General features: G+C 33.7%; 18 protein-coding genes. All 18 read right to left on the bottom strand.

Translation table 11 applies throughout. The features are described 5' to 3' along the window. On the bottom strand, positions 1-1080 hold the full coding sequence (locus ABRY23_00925; GenBank protein ID MFA3781608.1) for an efflux RND transporter periplasmic adaptor subunit: 1080 nt from the start codon (positions 1078-1080) through the stop codon (positions 1-3). Next, positions 1077-2360, bottom strand: coding sequence for a TolC family protein (locus ABRY23_00920; protein MFA3781607.1), 1284 nt, complete (start codon positions 2358-2360; stop codon positions 1077-1079). The genes ABRY23_00925 and ABRY23_00920 overlap by 4 nt, the downstream gene beginning before the upstream one ends. A 32-nt stretch (positions 2361-2392) precedes the next feature. Further along, entirely contained in the window at positions 2393-3079 is a 687-nt protein-coding gene (locus ABRY23_00915; GenBank protein ID MFA3781606.1) for a hypothetical protein, read from the bottom strand. Between the two features lie 58 nt (positions 3080-3137). Further along, the gene (locus ABRY23_00910) at positions 3138-3491 is read right to left on the bottom strand and encodes a hypothetical protein (protein ID MFA3781605.1); all 354 of its coding nucleotides are present in this window, start codon (positions 3489-3491) and stop codon (positions 3138-3140) included. 308 nt (positions 3492-3799) lie between these two features. After that, positions 3800-5221, bottom strand: coding sequence for a sigma-54-dependent transcriptional regulator (locus ABRY23_00905; protein ID MFA3781604.1), 1422 nt, complete (start codon positions 5219-5221; stop codon positions 3800-3802). A 9-nt stretch (positions 5222-5230) separates the two neighbouring features. After that, entirely contained in the window at positions 5231-7411 is a 2181-nt protein-coding gene (locus ABRY23_00900; GenBank protein ID MFA3781603.1) for an ATP-binding protein, read from the bottom strand. Between the two features lie 313 nt (positions 7412-7724). Further along, positions 7725-8237 carry an outer membrane beta-barrel protein gene (locus ABRY23_00895; protein ID MFA3781602.1) on the bottom strand — a complete coding sequence of 171 codons (513 nt, stop codon included), beginning with the start codon at positions 8235-8237 and terminating at the stop codon, positions 7725-7727. Positions 8238-8388: 151 nt separating this feature from the next. Continuing rightward, positions 8389-8997, bottom strand: a complete 609-nt coding sequence (locus tag ABRY23_00890) for an FmdE family protein (protein MFA3781601.1) — start codon at positions 8995-8997, stop codon at positions 8389-8391. A gap of 15 nt (positions 8998-9012) precedes the next feature. Beyond that, a complete protein-coding gene (locus tag ABRY23_00885; protein ID MFA3781600.1) occupies positions 9013-10005 on the bottom strand; it encodes a porin in 993 nt (330 codons plus the stop codon). Positions 10006-10007: 2 nt separating this feature from the next. Then, the gene (locus ABRY23_00880) at positions 10008-10757 is read right to left on the bottom strand and encodes a sulfite exporter TauE/SafE family protein (GenBank protein MFA3781599.1); all 750 of its coding nucleotides are present in this window, start codon (positions 10755-10757) and stop codon (positions 10008-10010) included. An 81-nt stretch (positions 10758-10838) separates the two neighbouring features. Then, on the bottom strand, positions 10839-11480 hold the full coding sequence (locus tag ABRY23_00875; protein MFA3781598.1) for an FmdE family protein: 642 nt from the start codon (positions 11478-11480) through the stop codon (positions 10839-10841). A 56-nt stretch (positions 11481-11536) separates the two neighbouring features. Continuing rightward, positions 11537-12139: a TetR/AcrR family transcriptional regulator gene (locus tag ABRY23_00870; GenBank protein ID MFA3781597.1), complete on the bottom strand. Its 603-nt coding sequence runs from the start codon at positions 12137-12139 to the stop codon at positions 11537-11539. A gap of 112 nt (positions 12140-12251) precedes the next feature. Continuing rightward, positions 12252-12944 carry a cytochrome c biogenesis CcdA family protein gene (locus ABRY23_00865; GenBank protein ID MFA3781596.1) on the bottom strand — a complete coding sequence of 231 codons (693 nt, stop codon included), beginning with the start codon at positions 12942-12944 and terminating at the stop codon, positions 12252-12254. A 227-nt stretch (positions 12945-13171) separates the two neighbouring features. Further along, positions 13172-13555 (bottom strand): thioredoxin family protein, encoded by a 384-nt coding sequence (locus ABRY23_00860; protein MFA3781595.1) that lies wholly within the window; start codon positions 13553-13555, stop codon positions 13172-13174. Between the two features lies 1 nt (position 13556). Then, on the bottom strand, positions 13557-13799 hold the full coding sequence (locus tag ABRY23_00855) for a thioredoxin family protein (GenBank protein MFA3781594.1): 243 nt from the start codon (positions 13797-13799) through the stop codon (positions 13557-13559). 439 nt (positions 13800-14238) lie between these two features. Continuing rightward, positions 14239-14793 carry a thioredoxin family protein gene (locus tag ABRY23_00850; protein ID MFA3781593.1) on the bottom strand — a complete coding sequence of 185 codons (555 nt, stop codon included), beginning with the start codon at positions 14791-14793 and terminating at the stop codon, positions 14239-14241. 254 nt (positions 14794-15047) lie between these two features. Further along, positions 15048-15692 (bottom strand): ferredoxin family protein, encoded by a 645-nt coding sequence (locus ABRY23_00845; GenBank protein ID MFA3781592.1) that lies wholly within the window; start codon positions 15690-15692, stop codon positions 15048-15050. 119 nt (positions 15693-15811) lie between these two features. Then, entirely contained in the window at positions 15812-16513 is a 702-nt protein-coding gene (locus tag ABRY23_00840; protein ID MFA3781591.1) for a hypothetical protein, read from the bottom strand. Positions 16514-16612: the final 99 nt, after the last annotated feature.

Raw genomic sequence — 16612 nt, 5'->3', positions numbered from 1 at the left:
CTATTTCTCCTCTGTCTTAATTGATGCGCCGCTAAGGAGAGTTAACAGAATATCCTGTTTGGCAACAACAATTTCTTTACCAACAAGTTCATTATTGCTAATCACTGCTCCATCTTCGCCATCTTGAATAATATTAATTTCAACCGGAGTTGCCTTTTCATTTTCTTTTACAAAAACATAACTTTTGTTATTTCGATTCAAGATTGCATCGAATGGTATTTTGATTCCTTCTCCATTAAAGACTTCAACATTAACTTCAACTCGTTCGCCTGTCATCATTCCGCCTGGTTCTACATTTACTCTGTAAGCTGTTAATCCGTTCATTGTTGTATTTAATGGAATAGCGGGATAGCTTTTATTTTGTACGAAGACATTATATACTTTAAGATTAGATGGAACATAAAGCATCAAATAATAATCGCTGCTGGCACTAATAGTAGCAACCGGTTGACCTGGCATTATCATATCGCCAACATTAACTGTGTTTTTGGAAATCATTCCATCAACCGGCGCTTTGATAATTGCATAAGTAAGAGTATTGGTAACATCATTAAGATTTTGTGTTAATGATTCCACTTTTGCTTCGAGTTCTGCAATCTTACTTTCTTCCATTTCTGATTGCTCAATAGAAGCTCCCTTTACAGCAAGAAGTTCCAAAGTTCTTTTGTGAGTTGCTTCCAGATTTTTAAGTGCTGTTTTAGCAGCCGCTAATTGTGATTCAATACTTTTTTGATTTGCTTCTATGCTTGTTGCATCCAGCTTTGCAATTATTTCACCTTTCTTAACAAATACACCGCTGTTTTTTACATAATCAACTCTTGCAGCAATTTTTGATGCAAGATTAACATCCATATCATTTTGAGTTTGAGCAAGATAGGGAAGAGTTAGACTGACTTTTCCTTTTTCTAATTTCAATGTTGATACGGTTATTGAATATGTTTTTGCAGTCGGCAAATTCTCTTCTGCTTTTTTAGCTTTTATTAAAATAAATATCGCACCCAAAACAATAAGGACTGAAACGATGATCCATATTTTTGAGCTTTTTGATAACTGTGAAAATTTATTTGATAATTTTGTCATTTTACTATCTCCTCAATGCTGTTTCCATAAATAACGGCAAGCTTAACAAGCGTTTGCCACTTTTGTGCCTGTGCTTTAAATAATTTTGATTTTTCAAGTACAAGATCATCTTCATATTTTAGGTAATCTTCCATCGTCATTTGATCTGCACGATAACTTACTTTTGCAATTTCAAGCAATTCTTCTTTATCCTTTATACTATTGGTGTAAAGTTGAATTGAATTTTCAATTAGCGGAAGACTTGTCTGTAATTTTTCAGCTTCAGAGCTAAGTTCAAGATTCATCCTGTTTAACTCATTTTCGCTTGCTTTAACTTCAACAGATTTTTGACTTATCTGTGAATATTGATCCATTGATAGCAAAGGAATCTTTAATACCAATCCAACTGTGTAGTAATTATTTGCAACATCTTTATCGTTATTATAGGCTTTGGCAAAGCTTCTGTTATAATTTCCCTGCAGCGCCAGCATTGGATATAGTTTTTCAATTTCTGCTCTATGACTTAGTTGATCTGCTTCTAACTTTTCTTTCAACGGCTCCAATGCTTTAATTTCTCCATCCTGATAATTACCAATTTGTGTCATTTCAATCCCTTTTTTCAATGATACTCCGGTTAAATTTTTTATAGCAGCGATAACTTCCTGCCTTTGTAATTCAAGATCATTCTTCATTACATCAATTTCGTTTATACCGCTATTGATTTTCAACAAAGCAGATTCCGGCGCTCTTCCATTATTAACTTTTATGATAACAAACTCTTTTGTTTTTAATAATGATGTTTTCTTTTGTTCGAGCGCTTGCGTTAAAGCGTCCATATAATTTAGATTAGCATTTAAGCTTACAATCATAGCTTCATTTTTAAGCAGATTAATATATTTTTTACTCTCTGCAGATTTATTCATCATAGATGCTTTTGAAATCATACTATAGATTGATTTAACGAAAACCGGCATTGAAATAGAAGCACCGATTCTGTAAATATTAGTGCTAAAAGGTTGTGTAAGCGCGGGGTTTTTAATTAAGCTGAACAATTCATTTGGTGGAACTGGCAGCATTCCAATTGCTTCTGAGGAATAATCATATCTTCCAAAAAGATCTATATTTGGAAAAAGATGACTGATTGCCATACTCTTTCCAGTTTTTGAAAGTTCAACATTAATCTCATCAGCTTTTGATACCGGATGAGTTTTTAATGAATCGAACAGTGTGCCTATATTCTGGACTTCCTGAGCAAATAACAGGATAGGAAAGAATAGAATAAGAGATAATTTTTTAAGCATTGTTGCCTCTTTAGGTTTATTATTTTTTTATTTCACATCGAAGCGATAAATAGCTTTGGAAAATCAACAGAGAATTTTTTATAAAGTTCATTCGCTGATTTTGCATTGCCTTTTTCAATTGCACTCACCCATTCATTAGCCATTTTATTTATTGGCGTAAATAATGGTTCTAAGTTTTTTGCGTTTTTAATTTTGTTAGAAGATTGCTCTAACAATTTTTTTATCATTCCAATATTTTCTTTTGCCGATGCTATGTTGCCTGCATTAGCCATATCGGTTGTAAGTTTCATCTGCATATTAAGTGAAAATAAAACGTCAGTTAAATCAACAGTTCCATTGTTTCTGTGCATTCTTCCAAAAATTTGGCAAAATGTATTACAGTATTTTGCAGCAATTTTATAATCCTTTTGAGCAGCTAAAGTTTTTACAAGCGTAAGATTATCCGCAAAATCATCAAAATAACTTGACCAGAGTGGATCGTTTTTATATTCTGCCGGCGGATTGTTTTTATATTTTTCTGTTAAAGCTTTCAACTCCGCATCAGCGGCGGCAATAACATTATTAACTTGTTGTTCGGTGGGATTTGCAGCTTTCATTGTTCCGCATACCATTACTGCTTTTTTATGAAATGTGGATGCGTCTTTATCAAAAATGGATTGAGCGAACAGTGATGTTGCTATGAGTCCAAAAACTAAAATAATTGTAAATAATTTCTTCATTATAGTTCTCCTATGATAATTTGATATTTGTTAACAACTGATTTTAGCCAATTAAAATCTAATTTATATGAATCTTGTTATGATAATTATCATACGGCTCAAATGGGTCTTCTTTTTTTCTGAATTTGATAAATCCTATTACGACAAAAGTTATTCCTATAGCAAAAGCGTTGCAATATTTACAGGGAACCCTTTCGAGCGAAGGAATAAAAGCCGAAATGATTAACCATAAACCTAAAATAGCGCCTACCCAGCTTTCGAAGGATTTTTTAAGAGTCAGAGTCATACCCGAAATTGCCGAAATAACTCCAATAACAATTATATTTAATGTATTTGCCTCTGTAGAGCGTAATAATATCGTGGAAACAATCACCCAAACTCCAAGTATTCCTATAATTTTTTTCTGTATCATATCTCTTAACCATATTCTTAAAACCGGGCATACAACAATTGTAATGCCGGGAATTTTATAATAAGCTAACTCATTATAAAATTATTAGTTAGAGTTTGGGAAAAGAATAACCATGTCTATGTGCGAAATTGCTTTACGCATCTGAGATGAATTGGTTGAAAACAATTAGCGCAATATTACTGTACTACCAAAACTTATATTTCTCGTATTGAAAACGACGATTCAGATATTAGATTGTAAATATTAATGAAGATTATTCATTACGGATTGGTCGGCAATCTAAAATTGACAACTCATAATAAATAAAATTACTTCCTAAACTTCTCCGCATCAATATTGTGCTTGCTTAAAAGGTTTTGTATTTGACGCCGGTCGTAGCCGCTTATTTCTGATGCGCGTGTAACATTGCCTTGAGTAGAGTTTAAAAGTTTAATCAAAAATTTATACTCAAGCTCGTCTATAATACTTTCTGTTCTTTTTTTCTTTTCTTGCTGAAGTTCATCTTTTGTTAAAGGAATATATTCTTCTTCAGAATTTGATTCATCTTTGTAAGCGGCTAATACTTCTTCCGGTAAATTCTCAGGGGCAATTCTTCCATCTGCAGAAAAAATTATTGATTGCTGCATTACGTTCTCAAGCTCGCGGATATTGCCAGGCCAATCGTACTTTTGCAAAATTTTTCTTGCCTTTTCCACTACGACTAAATTTTCAGATCTGCTCAGATTAGAATACTTTTTCAGGAAATGGTCAATGAGAAGAGGAATGTCTTCCTTTCTTTCTCGTAGAGGAGGAATTCTTAAATAAACAACTCGAAGTCGGTAAAATAAATCTTTTCTAAAATTCCCTTTTTCAACTTCGCTTTTTAAGTTTTTATTTGTCGCCGCAACAATTCTTACATTGGTGGTTATAAATTGAGTTCCGCCAACGCGAGTAAATTTTTGATTTTCCAAAACATGAAGAAGCTTCACCTGCAAGTCAAGCGGCAGCTCGCCAATCTCATCTAAAAATAAAGTTCCGCCGTTTGCCAATTCGAATTTTCCTTTTTTCATATTCACCGCGCCTGTAAAGGCACCGCGTTCATGCCCAAAAAGTTCACTTTCTAGCAGGTCGTGCGGTATTGCTCCGCAATTAATTTCTATAAATTGATTATCGGCACGGCTGCTTAAATAATGGACCGCCCGTGCAAATAGCATTTTACCGGTACCGGATTCGCCTTCGATCAAAATTGTTGCCGGCGTTTGAGCTACTTGTCCAATCAGCTCAATCAACGATTTCATCTGCGGATTGATTGTAATTATTTCATTGAATCCTTCGTATTTCTTTATTTTTTCCTTAAGCGATAAATTTTCTTCAAGTAATTTTCCGAACTGAAGTGATTTTTCAATTACAGCTTTAAGTTCATCGATTTTTATTGGTTTTGTAATGTAATCGTGCGCGCCCATTTTCATCGCATCAACTGCATTTTCAATACTGCCGAATGCGGTCATAATTATAACGGGTATAGTCTTATAATTTTCCTTTGCCCAGCGCAAAAGTTCTAGCCCGTCCATTTCGGGCATATTAAAATCGGTAAGTATTAGATGGACGCGATTGTTATTTATAAGTTCCACAGCTTGTTTTCCGTTCTGCGCAAGTAAAACATTATAATTGGATTTTAGCCCTAAACTTATCACTCGTCTTTCTTTATCTTCGTCATCTACAATTAATATCGTTGGTTTTTGATTATCCATATTGTTCTTTTAATTAATTGGGAGAAAAATATTAAATTGAGTTAAACCCGGCTTAGAATTAACGGTAATTCTTCCGCCCATACTTGTAATAATATTATGAACAATTGAAAGTCCTAGCCCGGTTCCGTCTTCTTTTGTTGTGAAGAAGGGATTAAATATTTCATTTATTTTATTTTCGGGTATGCCTATGCCGTTGTCCTGTACCTTGATTAAGATTTCATTATTCCTATCTTCTGTAAAAAAGCTTATCATTCCATTATTTGAACAGTTAAATGTATCATCTTTTTTGCAGCGTTCAAAAATTGCATCAATACTGTTCAATCCTAAATTTAATAGAACCTGGTATAATAGATCAGGGTCAGTTCTTAACATAATTCTTTTTTGGCAGTCACAGTTAATTTTTATTTGATAAATATTCTTATCTCCAGTATTAGTTACGGTTCTTTTGTGGTAATCACAATTAATTTTTACCTTATCAATGTATTTCGCCTCTATAGCATTCATAGTTTTAGCAAACAAGCTGCTAAGTTCAACAGTCTCAAATTTTATTTCTAAAGTTTTGGAAAGTTTTAATAAATCTTTTAATAATTTATCGAGACGATCAACTTCATTAACAATATAATCAAGCAATTCCGAATTTTCTTCAGCACTCAAATTACCTTTTTTAATATTTTGTGCTGAAATTGAAATTGTGTTTAACGGGTTTTTTATCTCATGCGCGATGCCGGCGGTCATTTGTCCGATAGCGGCAAGTTTCTCTAATTTGAACTGTTCTTCTTTTTGCTTCTGCAGTTCTTCAAATATTTTGTTTCTTTGAAAAGCAATAATTACCTCATTAGCAAGTATTGTCAGCCGCTCCAATTCGTCTTCTATAAATTTCTTTTCATATCTTTTTTTAGTAAGAAAAATCACAGCTAAAAGCTCATCATTAAAAACCATAGGAAGGATTACTTCAATTTTTCTTTCCTTTAATAATTTTAAAAAAGATGAATCTACCTTACCGGCGTCAAGCTCATATACCTCAACCGCTCTTTTTGCCAAAAGGAAAAAATTAGAATTTTTTTTTATAAGTTCGGGCGGAATCATTTCGGGTTGATTTTCTGTGCATCTATAATTGCCGGCATCATCTCTCAAGTAGCATATTACATCTTCAATCAAAAAATTTCTTTTTATGAATTCCCTTACTTCCGGCATTAACTCAGTCGGGGCAAGATAATTTTGCAGTTCAAGGTTGAACTTTGAAAAATTGCGGCGGTATTTGCTTAAGTCTCTTAAAAATAATTTATCAAGTAGATTTTGAAGCTTAGTTTCCAGCGGTTTTATAAGTGAAACCAGAATTAAGATTATCAATGCCGATGTGAAGAATGAGTTTATTCCGAAATAACTTTTTAGAGTATAACTTATCCTCTCAACAACCATAAAATAAACGGATAAAATAATTGAATAAACAATCGAATATATAATTCCGCTTCTTAGAATCCTTTGAGTGCTAAATGATTTATAATGAATTAAAATCGAAAGAAAGAGAATATTAATTGCCAAAACGAATATTGTATTTAAAAAGTAAGCAGAGAATTCGGTGGCAAGATATAAACGAAAGATATTTATTAAAACAAAATATAAAATAATGACAAGGAAACCGGTCAATAAAAATATAGTTTGGTTTCGTTGCCTTACTGTTCGAAGCTTTGGAATTTTTGATATTAATACAACAGTCCCCCATATAATATAAGCTGCAGTAATAATTAGCTGAAGAACAAATAATGGCTCGGAGGTCAAGCGCAGTTTATAAAAGTAGCCCTCCGGCTCATTTGATAGTTGAGTAATTTCAATTTTAAAATGAGGGAAAGACGAAATTAACAGGATTATTGGGATAATAAATAAAAATACATAGAAAATAACTTTACTTGCAATCTTTGCGGTTTGAATTGGAAAGTTATATGCAATAGCAACAAAAAAAGCCGGAACTAAAAAAATTACCCTGTATAATATTTGCGCTCCAAATAATGCCTCGGTAAAATCTGATGTTGTAAGTATTAATATTTCTGCAAGATTCCATAAAACAAAAGCAAACACAAAAGCAGCGAACCAGCGGTTTACTTTTGACTTCGGGTTATCCAGAAGAATTATAAAAGCAATACTGAAATTTATTGTAAACGCTAATATTGATGGTAAAGAATAAACATTCATAAAATAATGATTATATAAGTTCCATTTAAGTAACTAATCCGCTTAAATATACAAAATGTTCTAATCTGAGAAAATCGCCTTGCTACTTTTATACGTCTTCGAATGAATTTCTCAAAGCTATATCAAAGATAATTTCCAATTGAATTATTTGGCAATTCCTATGAAAATCATTTGAGAATTTTTTATAAAGTTCATTCACTGATTTTGCATTGCCTTGTTATTAATATCTTGTAAAAATTTTTCATCTTCATCTCTAAATACTTATCTAAAAAGGAGCGGCTCTTTGCCGCTCCGATTATTGAATTAGTATCAATTATAACCCGAACATAATGCTCACATAAGTGTTCCAGTAACTTAGATTATCAACATTGTATTGATACTTTGTCGAAAGATCTAAACCAATATTTTCACTTAATGGGATTGCATAACCTGTACCTACACTAAATCCCCATTCAGTTTTTGAATCTGAGGTATTAGCTGGACCATCCCAACTATAAAAGTGTACACCTGTCTCAACCATTCCATACCAGCCACCAACAAAGTAAAGTTTTGTACCAACTACCAATGGAACTGCGGTATATGTAAAGCCGTTATTTTCAGCAAAGCTTAAATAACCACTTGTCAAAGTACCATTCCAGTTTCCACCTAAATGGAATTCATATTGACCAGTAACTCCCCAGCCAGTGCTGGCAACATCAGAAAGATCACTCATTGGGAAATTTAATTGTGTTCCCACGCTCAAAATGTTTGAGCTTTTTAGTGATTGAGCATTAGAAATGCTTACGAGCATTACTAAGCTGAACAGGGTGAACAGTAACTTTTTCATTTTTTTTACTCCTTGTGTTTATTTATTTTGGAGTATAAATTATGTGGGATTTGTTCGCGCAAACCCTTTTTACGCATAATTTATACGTTGCTTATATTGTGGAGCGGCAAGGTGCCGCTCCGTTTGTTTTTTAATTTATTAAAGAACTTTTTTATTTAGCCGCACAGTCAATACAAACGTGCTTACCGTCTTTTATTCTTCCGTATTCTTCAACTGTCATCTCACCACATTCTTCACAAACGAAACCATTAAAGCTGTCTTTCTTTGGTTCAAGTTTGTAATCAAAGACTTTAGAAATGTTTATTAACATTTCATCCGGTGCAGACATAACTTTTTTTACTAAAGGTTCTACAACTTCATCAGGTACCTGGCTTGCAGGTATTCCTTTTTCTCTGTACTCTTTGAAAAAGTCGGTTTGTTTATTTGCAAGCATCGCTTCTGCTTTCGGTGTAACACGAACAGCTTTCCCTGTTGCTTTATCAACAACTGTAACAGCCCATTTGCCTTTGTGTGTTTTTTTGATATTGCCTTTTCCAAATGTTGTTCCCATTATTACCTGCAAGCCATCTGCATAGCAGGTAGCACAATGATCTTCACCGAGATCAACGAACGCAAGTATTTGTCCATCTTTAGCACGATCAACACCGAGTTTGTTCATTGCTGCTGCGCCTACTCTTAAGCCCATTGGCATTGCAGGGCATTTGTGTCCGTGAAATTTTTGTCCGAACTCTAACCATTCTTGTGGATTAATATTTGCCATTTTATTACTCCTGTTTTAGTTAAAGAAATACTGTATTTGTAAAGTTGTTAAAGAATTTGTTCTATCCGTAGTAAACTGAAATTTATTGTTCAAAGAAAGTTTAATGTCGTTCCCTTTTATTAAATATGAATAAGCAATTACATACCAGGGGTCATCAACCGTTGTCGGATTGAAATCTTTTAGTTGTTCAACTGAAAGCGTGATTAAATTTTTTGATGCGAACAGATAATCAGCCAGAGCATAGTATCCATAAGCTTTTTGATTGCCAATATGTGCTTCTATATATTCGGATTGCAGTTCAAAGTTGCCGAGGTTCAATTTCCCTTCAAAACCGAATCGGAAGTCATTGCCGGTAAAAGAAAAATTATTTCCAAAGATTTTACTGAACTGTAAATCATGCGCATCACGGTAAGATAAATTGTATCCTAATTCTAATTTAGAATCAGAATTGTTTAGGAGAAAAATACTACCACGATTAACATATAGAAAATTCCTTTTGTTAGAAACTGTGTTGGCGCCGTTGCCGTTGAAAAATCCAAAACTAACAGAACCAATTTTATCGTCTGCAACTTTTAGCTCTATGCCAATATCACGTGCCATTGTTTCGGCACCAGGGACAAGAGCATTCACCACATTTGCTCTTTCATCAAGCGGAATTACATAATCGGGCTGTTTTCTCTGCAGACTGAAATCCGGGACAAACTGCCCTGCGGTTACTTCAAAACTATTTGTTTTATAATTTATTAGCACATCTTGAAGCAAGAATTGAAATTTAACCTGCTGATGAAAAATAGCTTGAAGTTTATAACCCCAGTTCCCTTCATTAGATGGCAATAATCCATTAATCCAAAACTTTGCTCTTCTTACCGAGAAATTAGTTTGATTTAAGTAATTATCTGAAAAGCGATATTGCAGATAACCGTTCCAATTTATTTTTTGCTGGGCAAAGGCAGTTTGAAATGTTAATAACAAAAAGCCAATAATTATTTTTACTAAGTAATTCTTCATTCTTATAATGCCCCTATAAAGAGTTTAATTGCAATAGCAAAAAGTACAGCAGCATATAAACTTTTAACCCATTTAGGTTTTGCTTTTCCGCTCATAAAACTTCCGCCAAGCTGCGAACCAATTATAACTGCAATCACCACTACAATAGTTAAAGTCCAATTGAAATGTCCTTCGGCCATATGACCGAGATAACCGGAGAAAGAAGAAAAAGTAACGACAAAAGCGGTAGTAGCTGCAGCTTCTTTTGTTTTATAACCCATCCACATTAAAATCGGAGCAATGATAAACCCGCCGCCAATGCCGAGCAGGCCGCCGGCAAATCCCGCAAAGGCACCAACTCCACCACCTATAATCGAACGTTTCTTTATATTCATCATTTCTTCCGGTTCGGGATTCTTTGCGAAAAACACCATTCTAACTGCAGCGCCTAAAACTGCAATTGCAAAAAGTATTAATAATGTATTTACTGGAACATACTTTGCGGTATAAGCTCCAATTGGTGCAAAAATAAGGGCTGCCAGAGCCATTGCCAATCCGCCCTTCCAATCGACTAACTTTTTACGGGCGTATGGTATTAAAGCCAGTAATGTATTTAATCCGTTCAATAAAAGTCCTAATGGTATTGCAACTTCTTTAACCGAAAAGCCAGCCCATTTGAGGACTGGGACATAAATCATTCCACCACCCAGCCCCAGCATTGCAAACAGGAAAGAAGCTGCAAATATTATTATTGCTACAATTGTATATAACATATTTTATTTCCCATTATTTGTGTTCATATTCTAGTAAGCAAGTATTTAGATTCCCGCTTTCGCGGGAATGACATTATAACATTATCTGAAATTCGGTAAATGAATAATTGTTTCTTCATCTTTTCTTTCGGAACAAGAAATACAAACTTTCTTTCCATCTTTTACACGTAGGTATCTTTCAAAAACATACTCACCGCATGCCTCGCATTTAGCTTTGTTGAATGAACCTTTAACAGGTGTATATTTGAAATCTTTCAAGATTGTTACTGTAAAGAGTTCTTCATTTGTTGCATTGAGAACTATGTTGATAATGTCGTTTCTTACATCCTCTGGAATTTCCGATGGTTCTATTCCTTGTTTGCGGTATTTAAAGAATTCGTGTGGTGCAAGCTTGTCCTGAAATTCATTTTTAAGTGCAATTCTTACAGCATCTTTTTTACCCGGATACCAAAAGATTGCTGCAACTTTTCCATAGTTTAATCTTTCAATCATTCCTTTGCCGAATGTAGCACCGGTAGCAGACATAATTCCATCTTGCATACAACCTTGAGGGTGACCAACACCCATTTCTGAAAATACGTGCATTTCGTGGTTGTGAGATTTCCCTACACCTAACTTTTCCATAGCCAAGGTTCCTATTCTAAAACCTATTGGCATAAAAGGGCAACGATGCCCGTGAAATTCAAATGCCCAGTCTGGTATGTTGAATTTAGATTGTGTCATAGTTCACCTCTTTAATTTATTAAGTAAGCACTTACTAACATTATGTTATAAAAATTTTATTTCTTTCTTAGTGTTTTCTTTATCATTGAAACCATTGAAGAACAGAATTTTTCTTTCTTAAAAAATTTTGGATTAAGAGTTAACTCAATGTTTAAAGAAATAGGTATCCCCATATAAAGAATTGCAGCATCTTCAGTATCTATTTCTTCATTCCAGATTCCTTCCTCAATACCTTGTTTTATAATTCTGCTCACAAATTCTTTTTGTATGCTAAGAATTTCACGTAAATGTTTCTTTAACTGCGGGTCATTCATGTGTACAGCTTCGGAAAATAAAAGTATTGTTATCCCTTTGTTGGCAATTAAATAGTTCACATGTGTACACAAAAAATTATATAACTTTTCGTCTGCTTTATATTCTTTCGAATTTGTAATTCTTTCTTGTTCTTTTACTAATCCGTTCTTTACATCTTCAAGTATCGAAAGCATAATCGCCTTTTTGGAAGAAAAATGTCTGAAAAGAGCTCCTTCAGTAACTCCAATTCTTAAGGCTAAATTACGTGTTGAAAGCTTACCAATACCTTCGGTAGAAATTATATCCAACACCGCCTTTTTAATTTGTATTTGCCTTGTCTCACTATCTAATCTTTTAACAGTCATAATTAAATCCAGTATATAAGTAAATGATTACTTACAAAAATATATAATTTATTTTAACAATCAAGTACTTTTGATACAGCTAAGAATTAAGTAGATGTATCCTCCCAAAAAATTACATCATCAAATAAATTCCAGCAAATATAACTAATAATCCACATGTCTTTCTAATTACCGGGATTACCTTGGATCCCCCACTCCAGATTAGGTATTTTTGTACCTTTCCAATAAGTGTACCTGCTCCAACTATAACCGAGCAATGACCTGCACCAAATGCAAGTAATAAAACTACGGCGATTAAGAAATTTGATTGTGCTAAATTAAAAACGATACCAAGCACCGGAGCCATATATGCAAAAGTACAGGGACCAAGTGCGATTCCAAAAATCAAACCCAATATTAAAGCAGCCAGTAATCCTTTTGCTTTCGTTTGTCTTAGTCCCACACTATTCCAATCAATTTTGATTATGTCGAGTAAGTAAAATCCAACTAAAAAGAAGATTCCTGCAACAATATAATTTCCGATTGTGCCAACATCGCCCATTAGTCTCCCTAATGAAGCAGTAATAATTCCTATTAAAGCAATTGTTATTAAAATTCCCAAAGCAAAAACAAGTGAGATGTAAAAGGTACGTTTAACAGAAATTTTTCCCTGAGATGTAATATATCCCACAATAAGTGGAATGCTGGAAAGATGACACGGTGAAAGAAGTATAGATAAAACTCCCCATGAAAAAGAAGCAAGAACGGCAATCCAAACAGCACCATTCATTGCTTCGTAAAGTGTAGTAAAAATATTATCTAGCATTTGTTTTCATTTCCTTTTTTTATACCTATGAAATCGAAAATCCATTTTTCCGCTCTTTTTTGGATTCCCGCCTGTCTGCCGACAGGTAGATTTACACGGGTATGACATTTAGTCTTTTCTGTCATACCCGCGAAAGCGGGTATCCATTTTATTGTTTCTCATATTTTATTCCTTGCTTCTGGATTCCCGCCTGTCTGCCGACAGGTAGATTTACACGAGAATGACATTTACCATTTTTTTGGTTTTAATCCTTTTGATTGCAGCACCTTATCTATTTCTGCTTCCGGATAAAATCCTTCGTGACGGTGAAACTCTTTTCCATTCTCATCTAAAAATACTTGTGTTGGAATTAGTTTGATTCCATACTTCTCGGCATATGGTCTTTGTTCTTTAGTCCATACATCATAAAAAATAACTCTTATTTGTTCACCATATTTTTTCTCTATATTTTTCATAACAGGCTGCATCATTTTACATGGTATACAATTAACTGAACCCAATTCAATAAATGTTACTTTTGGTTTTACTTCTTTACTCTGTGATAATAGTGTTGTGGATAATATCAGCAGTAAAAAAGCTAAGAGTGAGGATTTTGAAATTATTTTTTTCATTTTATTCTCCCTCTTTTAACCATTTAAGAATTTGTTCATCTTTAGGAATTATACCATAACTTTTCACCTGTTCGTTGATAACCAATCCCGGTGTCATCATTATTCCATAACTCATCATTTCGTTAATATCTTCCACTTTTAAAACTTCCGCAGGAATGTTATTCTTTTCAATTAGTTCTCTTACTTTTTTCTCAAGCGAGCGGCATTTTGAACAGCCGGGACCCAGAATTTTGACTAATATCATATTATTCGTTCTCCTCCTTATTTTATTTTTGAATAATCATTTCTCTCATTATTTCTAATGTTGAAATTCCATTTGGATAAAATCTGCAAGAAAGCATTGATTCTTTTGATGCCGGAACCCCTTCAACATCCTCACAGTGTATTAATAAAGTTGGTTAACAACGAAATCCTAATTGCTTTGCTGCTTACTTCATCTTCCACCAGAACTTTTTTAATCAATTTTATCTGCCAAACCCTTAATAGCTTCATAAAGATTGTTTTGCATTTTTAAGTAATTTGGACATCCTTCAAAATATTGAAATTCAAGTTGTACTTTCATTGTTCCTCTAATTGGTTTTTCTCAGTTGTTCTCCGATTGTCTCTGTGGCTCTCTGTGTAATATTCTTAAGTTACACAGAGAACATCAGAGAAAACACAGAGAACCACAGAGATTATTTTTCTTATTCATCCCAGAAATACATTTTTGCTTCTGTTGATTGAGGATGCGTTTTCTGTATTTCTTTTAAGGTTTTTCTTAACTGTGAATTATCTTTTATTTTGATATAACGAGCTGTTTCTCTGACAACTAAAAGTTTTGGATAAAAAGATGTATTAACTAAATCGTCAATATTTTTATCAATAATTTTAATTATATCATCATATCTGCCGCGAGGCATTATTGTTTCTGCAATTCCTAATCGTATCATTGCTCTGAATTCGTCAGCCGGCAAATAACCGTTAAAATGAAAGTATGAATTTCCATTTTGATCAAGAAAATAAAAAGCGGGAGTCCAATAAGCTCCGAGCATTTTTCTAACTTCTCTATCTTTGATTAAATCTTGTTTTAACAGCACAAACCATTCATTAATTTCTTCAATTACCTTCTTGTCTTTATAAGTTGTGGCTTCAAGTTTTTTGCATCCACCACAGCCGTCCATTTCAAATTGAAGAAGAATCAATTTGTGAGATTTTAATGATTCTTCTTTTGCTTCATCAAGATTTTTTAACCAGTTCATTTTTTATCCTTTTTGTTTTTAATCTATTTAGTTACAGTCATTACGAATGATGGAAAATAATCTTTTAATTTTGAGATTGCTTCATCGACTTCGTCTATATCTAATGTTTTGTTATGGCAAGTGAAATGAAGCAGTCTCAAAACACTTGTTAATATTTCTCCGTTTAACTCCGTGATTTCTCTGTGGCTCTCTGTGTACCTTTTCTTTATTAAACGGAGAAACAAGGAGTAGACACAGAGAACCACCGAATTATATTACAATTTAGTTTCACTTACTAACACAATTCCTTTTTCTTTAATCAAATTTCTTACTTCACTTGCAAATTCTGATATATCTTTCTGTTCAGTAGAAACAATTTCAAATGAAGAATAACAAGGAGCCCCTTCATCTGCACCTTTCATAGTTGGCACCTGCATCTGGAAGTTTACAACATCAAACGGACGAGCGGCAATCATCTCTCTCAGAATTTTCGGCAATCCTTTTTCTCCAAATTGTCCGGCTAATTCAAATTTAATTCTTGTTGTTAATTTTGCCAGTGCAGCTTCAGCCTTTGTTCTTTCTTCCAGAATTTTTTTCTTCTCACGTTTTTCTTTCCCTTCTCTTCTTACTTCTTTAAATATCTTATACTCTTTCTCGAATTTCCATATTAAATCACGACCTGGAAAAGTAATTGCTTCTGTTGGACAAACAGTCGAGCAAGTCGAACATCCAACCATACAATTGTAATTTCTTTCAACCGTTGCTTTGTGAGTCGTTTCGTTATATTCAAATACTTCACGTCCGCAGCTAACATAGCAGAGTTCACAGCCGATACATTTTTCGGCGTTAATTGTTGGATACCAAGGAATCTCTTTTCTCTTTATTCCGTGCCATAACTGTGTTGATAAATCTTTTGCCATAATAAATTTTTCCTCCATTTTACTCCGTGTAACTCCGTGATTCCTCCGTGCCTCTCCGTGTAACTAATTTTTATTACACAGAGAACCACGGAGTATACACAGAGAATCACTGAGTTTAATTATAATGTATAAATATACGGTTTACCAAACTCATTCATAAACTTATCAAAGTTTGTTTTGGCTTTTTCGATATTTTTATTTTCAACGCCGTCTTTCCACTCTTTTACTGATTCCTCGACAGGTGCAAATAACTCATTATACTTTGCATCGTTCTTTTTTTGTTGATATGATTTTAATTTGCCATACATTCTGTCAACCATTTCAAGATGATTTTTTGCGCCTTCATAATTTCCAGTGACAAACATATCCATTGCATTTTTTATTTCTGCTCTCCAGGAAAACATTACATCCGTCAAATCTGTTCTGCCGTTGTTTCTGTGCATCTTTCCGAATGTCATACAATAGAACGGGCAATATTTTTGTGCAAGTCGATATTGCTTCTTTTCAATTCTCTCACGAATAACATTTGTATTATCCATTAAATCTTCCAGATATGTTTTCCATTGTGGATCTTTTGCATATTCTGCCGGAGGATTATTTAAATATTTTTCGGATATTGCTTTTAATTCCGCTTCAAGCTCATCAAGATTCTTAATGAATTTTTTCTGATCAAAATTATCCATATTTCGAAGCATACCACAAGTCATAACGGCTTTTTTATGCCACGGCGCAATTTCTTCATCAAATGACTTAGTTTGTGCAAATACAAAACTGCTTATTGCGAACAAGAATAGAACAAAAAAGAATTTTTTAGCTAACATTATTTTACTCCATTAAATTATAATTATAGTTTATTATTGTTCATTACTCTTAACCTGTCATTACGAGCGCAGCGAAGTAATCTACTACTACATAAGAGA

The organism is Melioribacteraceae bacterium 4301-Me (assembly GCA_041538185.1).
Taxonomy (GTDB): Bacteria; Bacteroidota; Ignavibacteria; order Ignavibacteriales; family Melioribacteraceae; genus Pyranulibacter; species Pyranulibacter aquaticus.
This window is presented reverse-complemented; position numbering and strand designations above follow the sequence as displayed.

Excerpts from the sequence above, each read along its gene's own strand:
- ABRY23_00855 (MFA3781594.1), bottom strand. The coding sequence starts at position 13,799 with ATGATATTAGTCAAAATTCTGGGTCCCGGCTGTTCAAAATGCCGCTCG.
- ABRY23_00920 (MFA3781607.1), bottom strand. The coding sequence starts at position 2,360 with ATGCTTAAAAAATTATCTCTTATTCTATTCTTTCCTATCCTGTTATTT.
- ABRY23_00895 (MFA3781602.1), bottom strand. The coding sequence starts at position 8,237 with ATGAAAAAGTTACTGTTCACCCTGTTCAGCTTAGTAATGCTCGTAAGC.
- ABRY23_00900 (MFA3781603.1), bottom strand. The coding sequence starts at position 7,411 with ATGAATGTTTATTCTTTACCATCAATATTAGCGTTTACAATAAATTTC.
- ABRY23_00910 (MFA3781605.1), bottom strand. The coding sequence starts at position 3,491 with ATGATACAGAAAAAAATTATAGGAATACTTGGAGTTTGGGTGATTGTT.
- ABRY23_00890 (MFA3781601.1), bottom strand. The coding sequence starts at position 8,997 with ATGGCAAATATTAATCCACAAGAATGGTTAGAGTTCGGACAAAAATTT.
- ABRY23_00860 (MFA3781595.1), bottom strand. The coding sequence starts at position 13,555 with ATGAAAAAAATAATTTCAAAATCCTCACTCTTAGCTTTTTTACTGCTG.
- ABRY23_00885 (MFA3781600.1), bottom strand. The coding sequence starts at position 10,005 with ATGAAGAATTACTTAGTAAAAATAATTATTGGCTTTTTGTTATTAACA.
- ABRY23_00870 (MFA3781597.1), bottom strand. The coding sequence starts at position 12,139 with ATGACTGTTAAAAGATTAGATAGTGAGACAAGGCAAATACAAATTAAA.
- ABRY23_00905 (MFA3781604.1), bottom strand. The coding sequence starts at position 5,221 with ATGGATAATCAAAAACCAACGATATTAATTGTAGATGACGAAGATAAA.
- ABRY23_00840 (MFA3781591.1), bottom strand. The coding sequence starts at position 16,513 with ATGTTAGCTAAAAAATTCTTTTTTGTTCTATTCTTGTTCGCAATAAGC.
- ABRY23_00880 (MFA3781599.1), bottom strand. The coding sequence starts at position 10,757 with ATGTTATATACAATTGTAGCAATAATAATATTTGCAGCTTCTTTCCTG.
- ABRY23_00875 (MFA3781598.1), bottom strand. The coding sequence starts at position 11,480 with ATGACACAATCTAAATTCAACATACCAGACTGGGCATTTGAATTTCAC.
- ABRY23_00915 (MFA3781606.1), bottom strand. The coding sequence starts at position 3,079 with ATGAAGAAATTATTTACAATTATTTTAGTTTTTGGACTCATAGCAACA.
- ABRY23_00865 (MFA3781596.1), bottom strand. The coding sequence starts at position 12,944 with ATGCTAGATAATATTTTTACTACACTTTACGAAGCAATGAATGGTGCT.
- ABRY23_00845 (MFA3781592.1), bottom strand. The coding sequence starts at position 15,692 with ATGGCAAAAGATTTATCAACACAGTTATGGCACGGAATAAAGAGAAAA.
- ABRY23_00925 (MFA3781608.1), bottom strand. The coding sequence starts at position 1,080 with ATGACAAAATTATCAAATAAATTTTCACAGTTATCAAAAAGCTCAAAA.
- ABRY23_00850 (MFA3781593.1), bottom strand. The coding sequence starts at position 14,793 with ATGAACTGGTTAAAAAATCTTGATGAAGCAAAAGAAGAATCATTAAAA.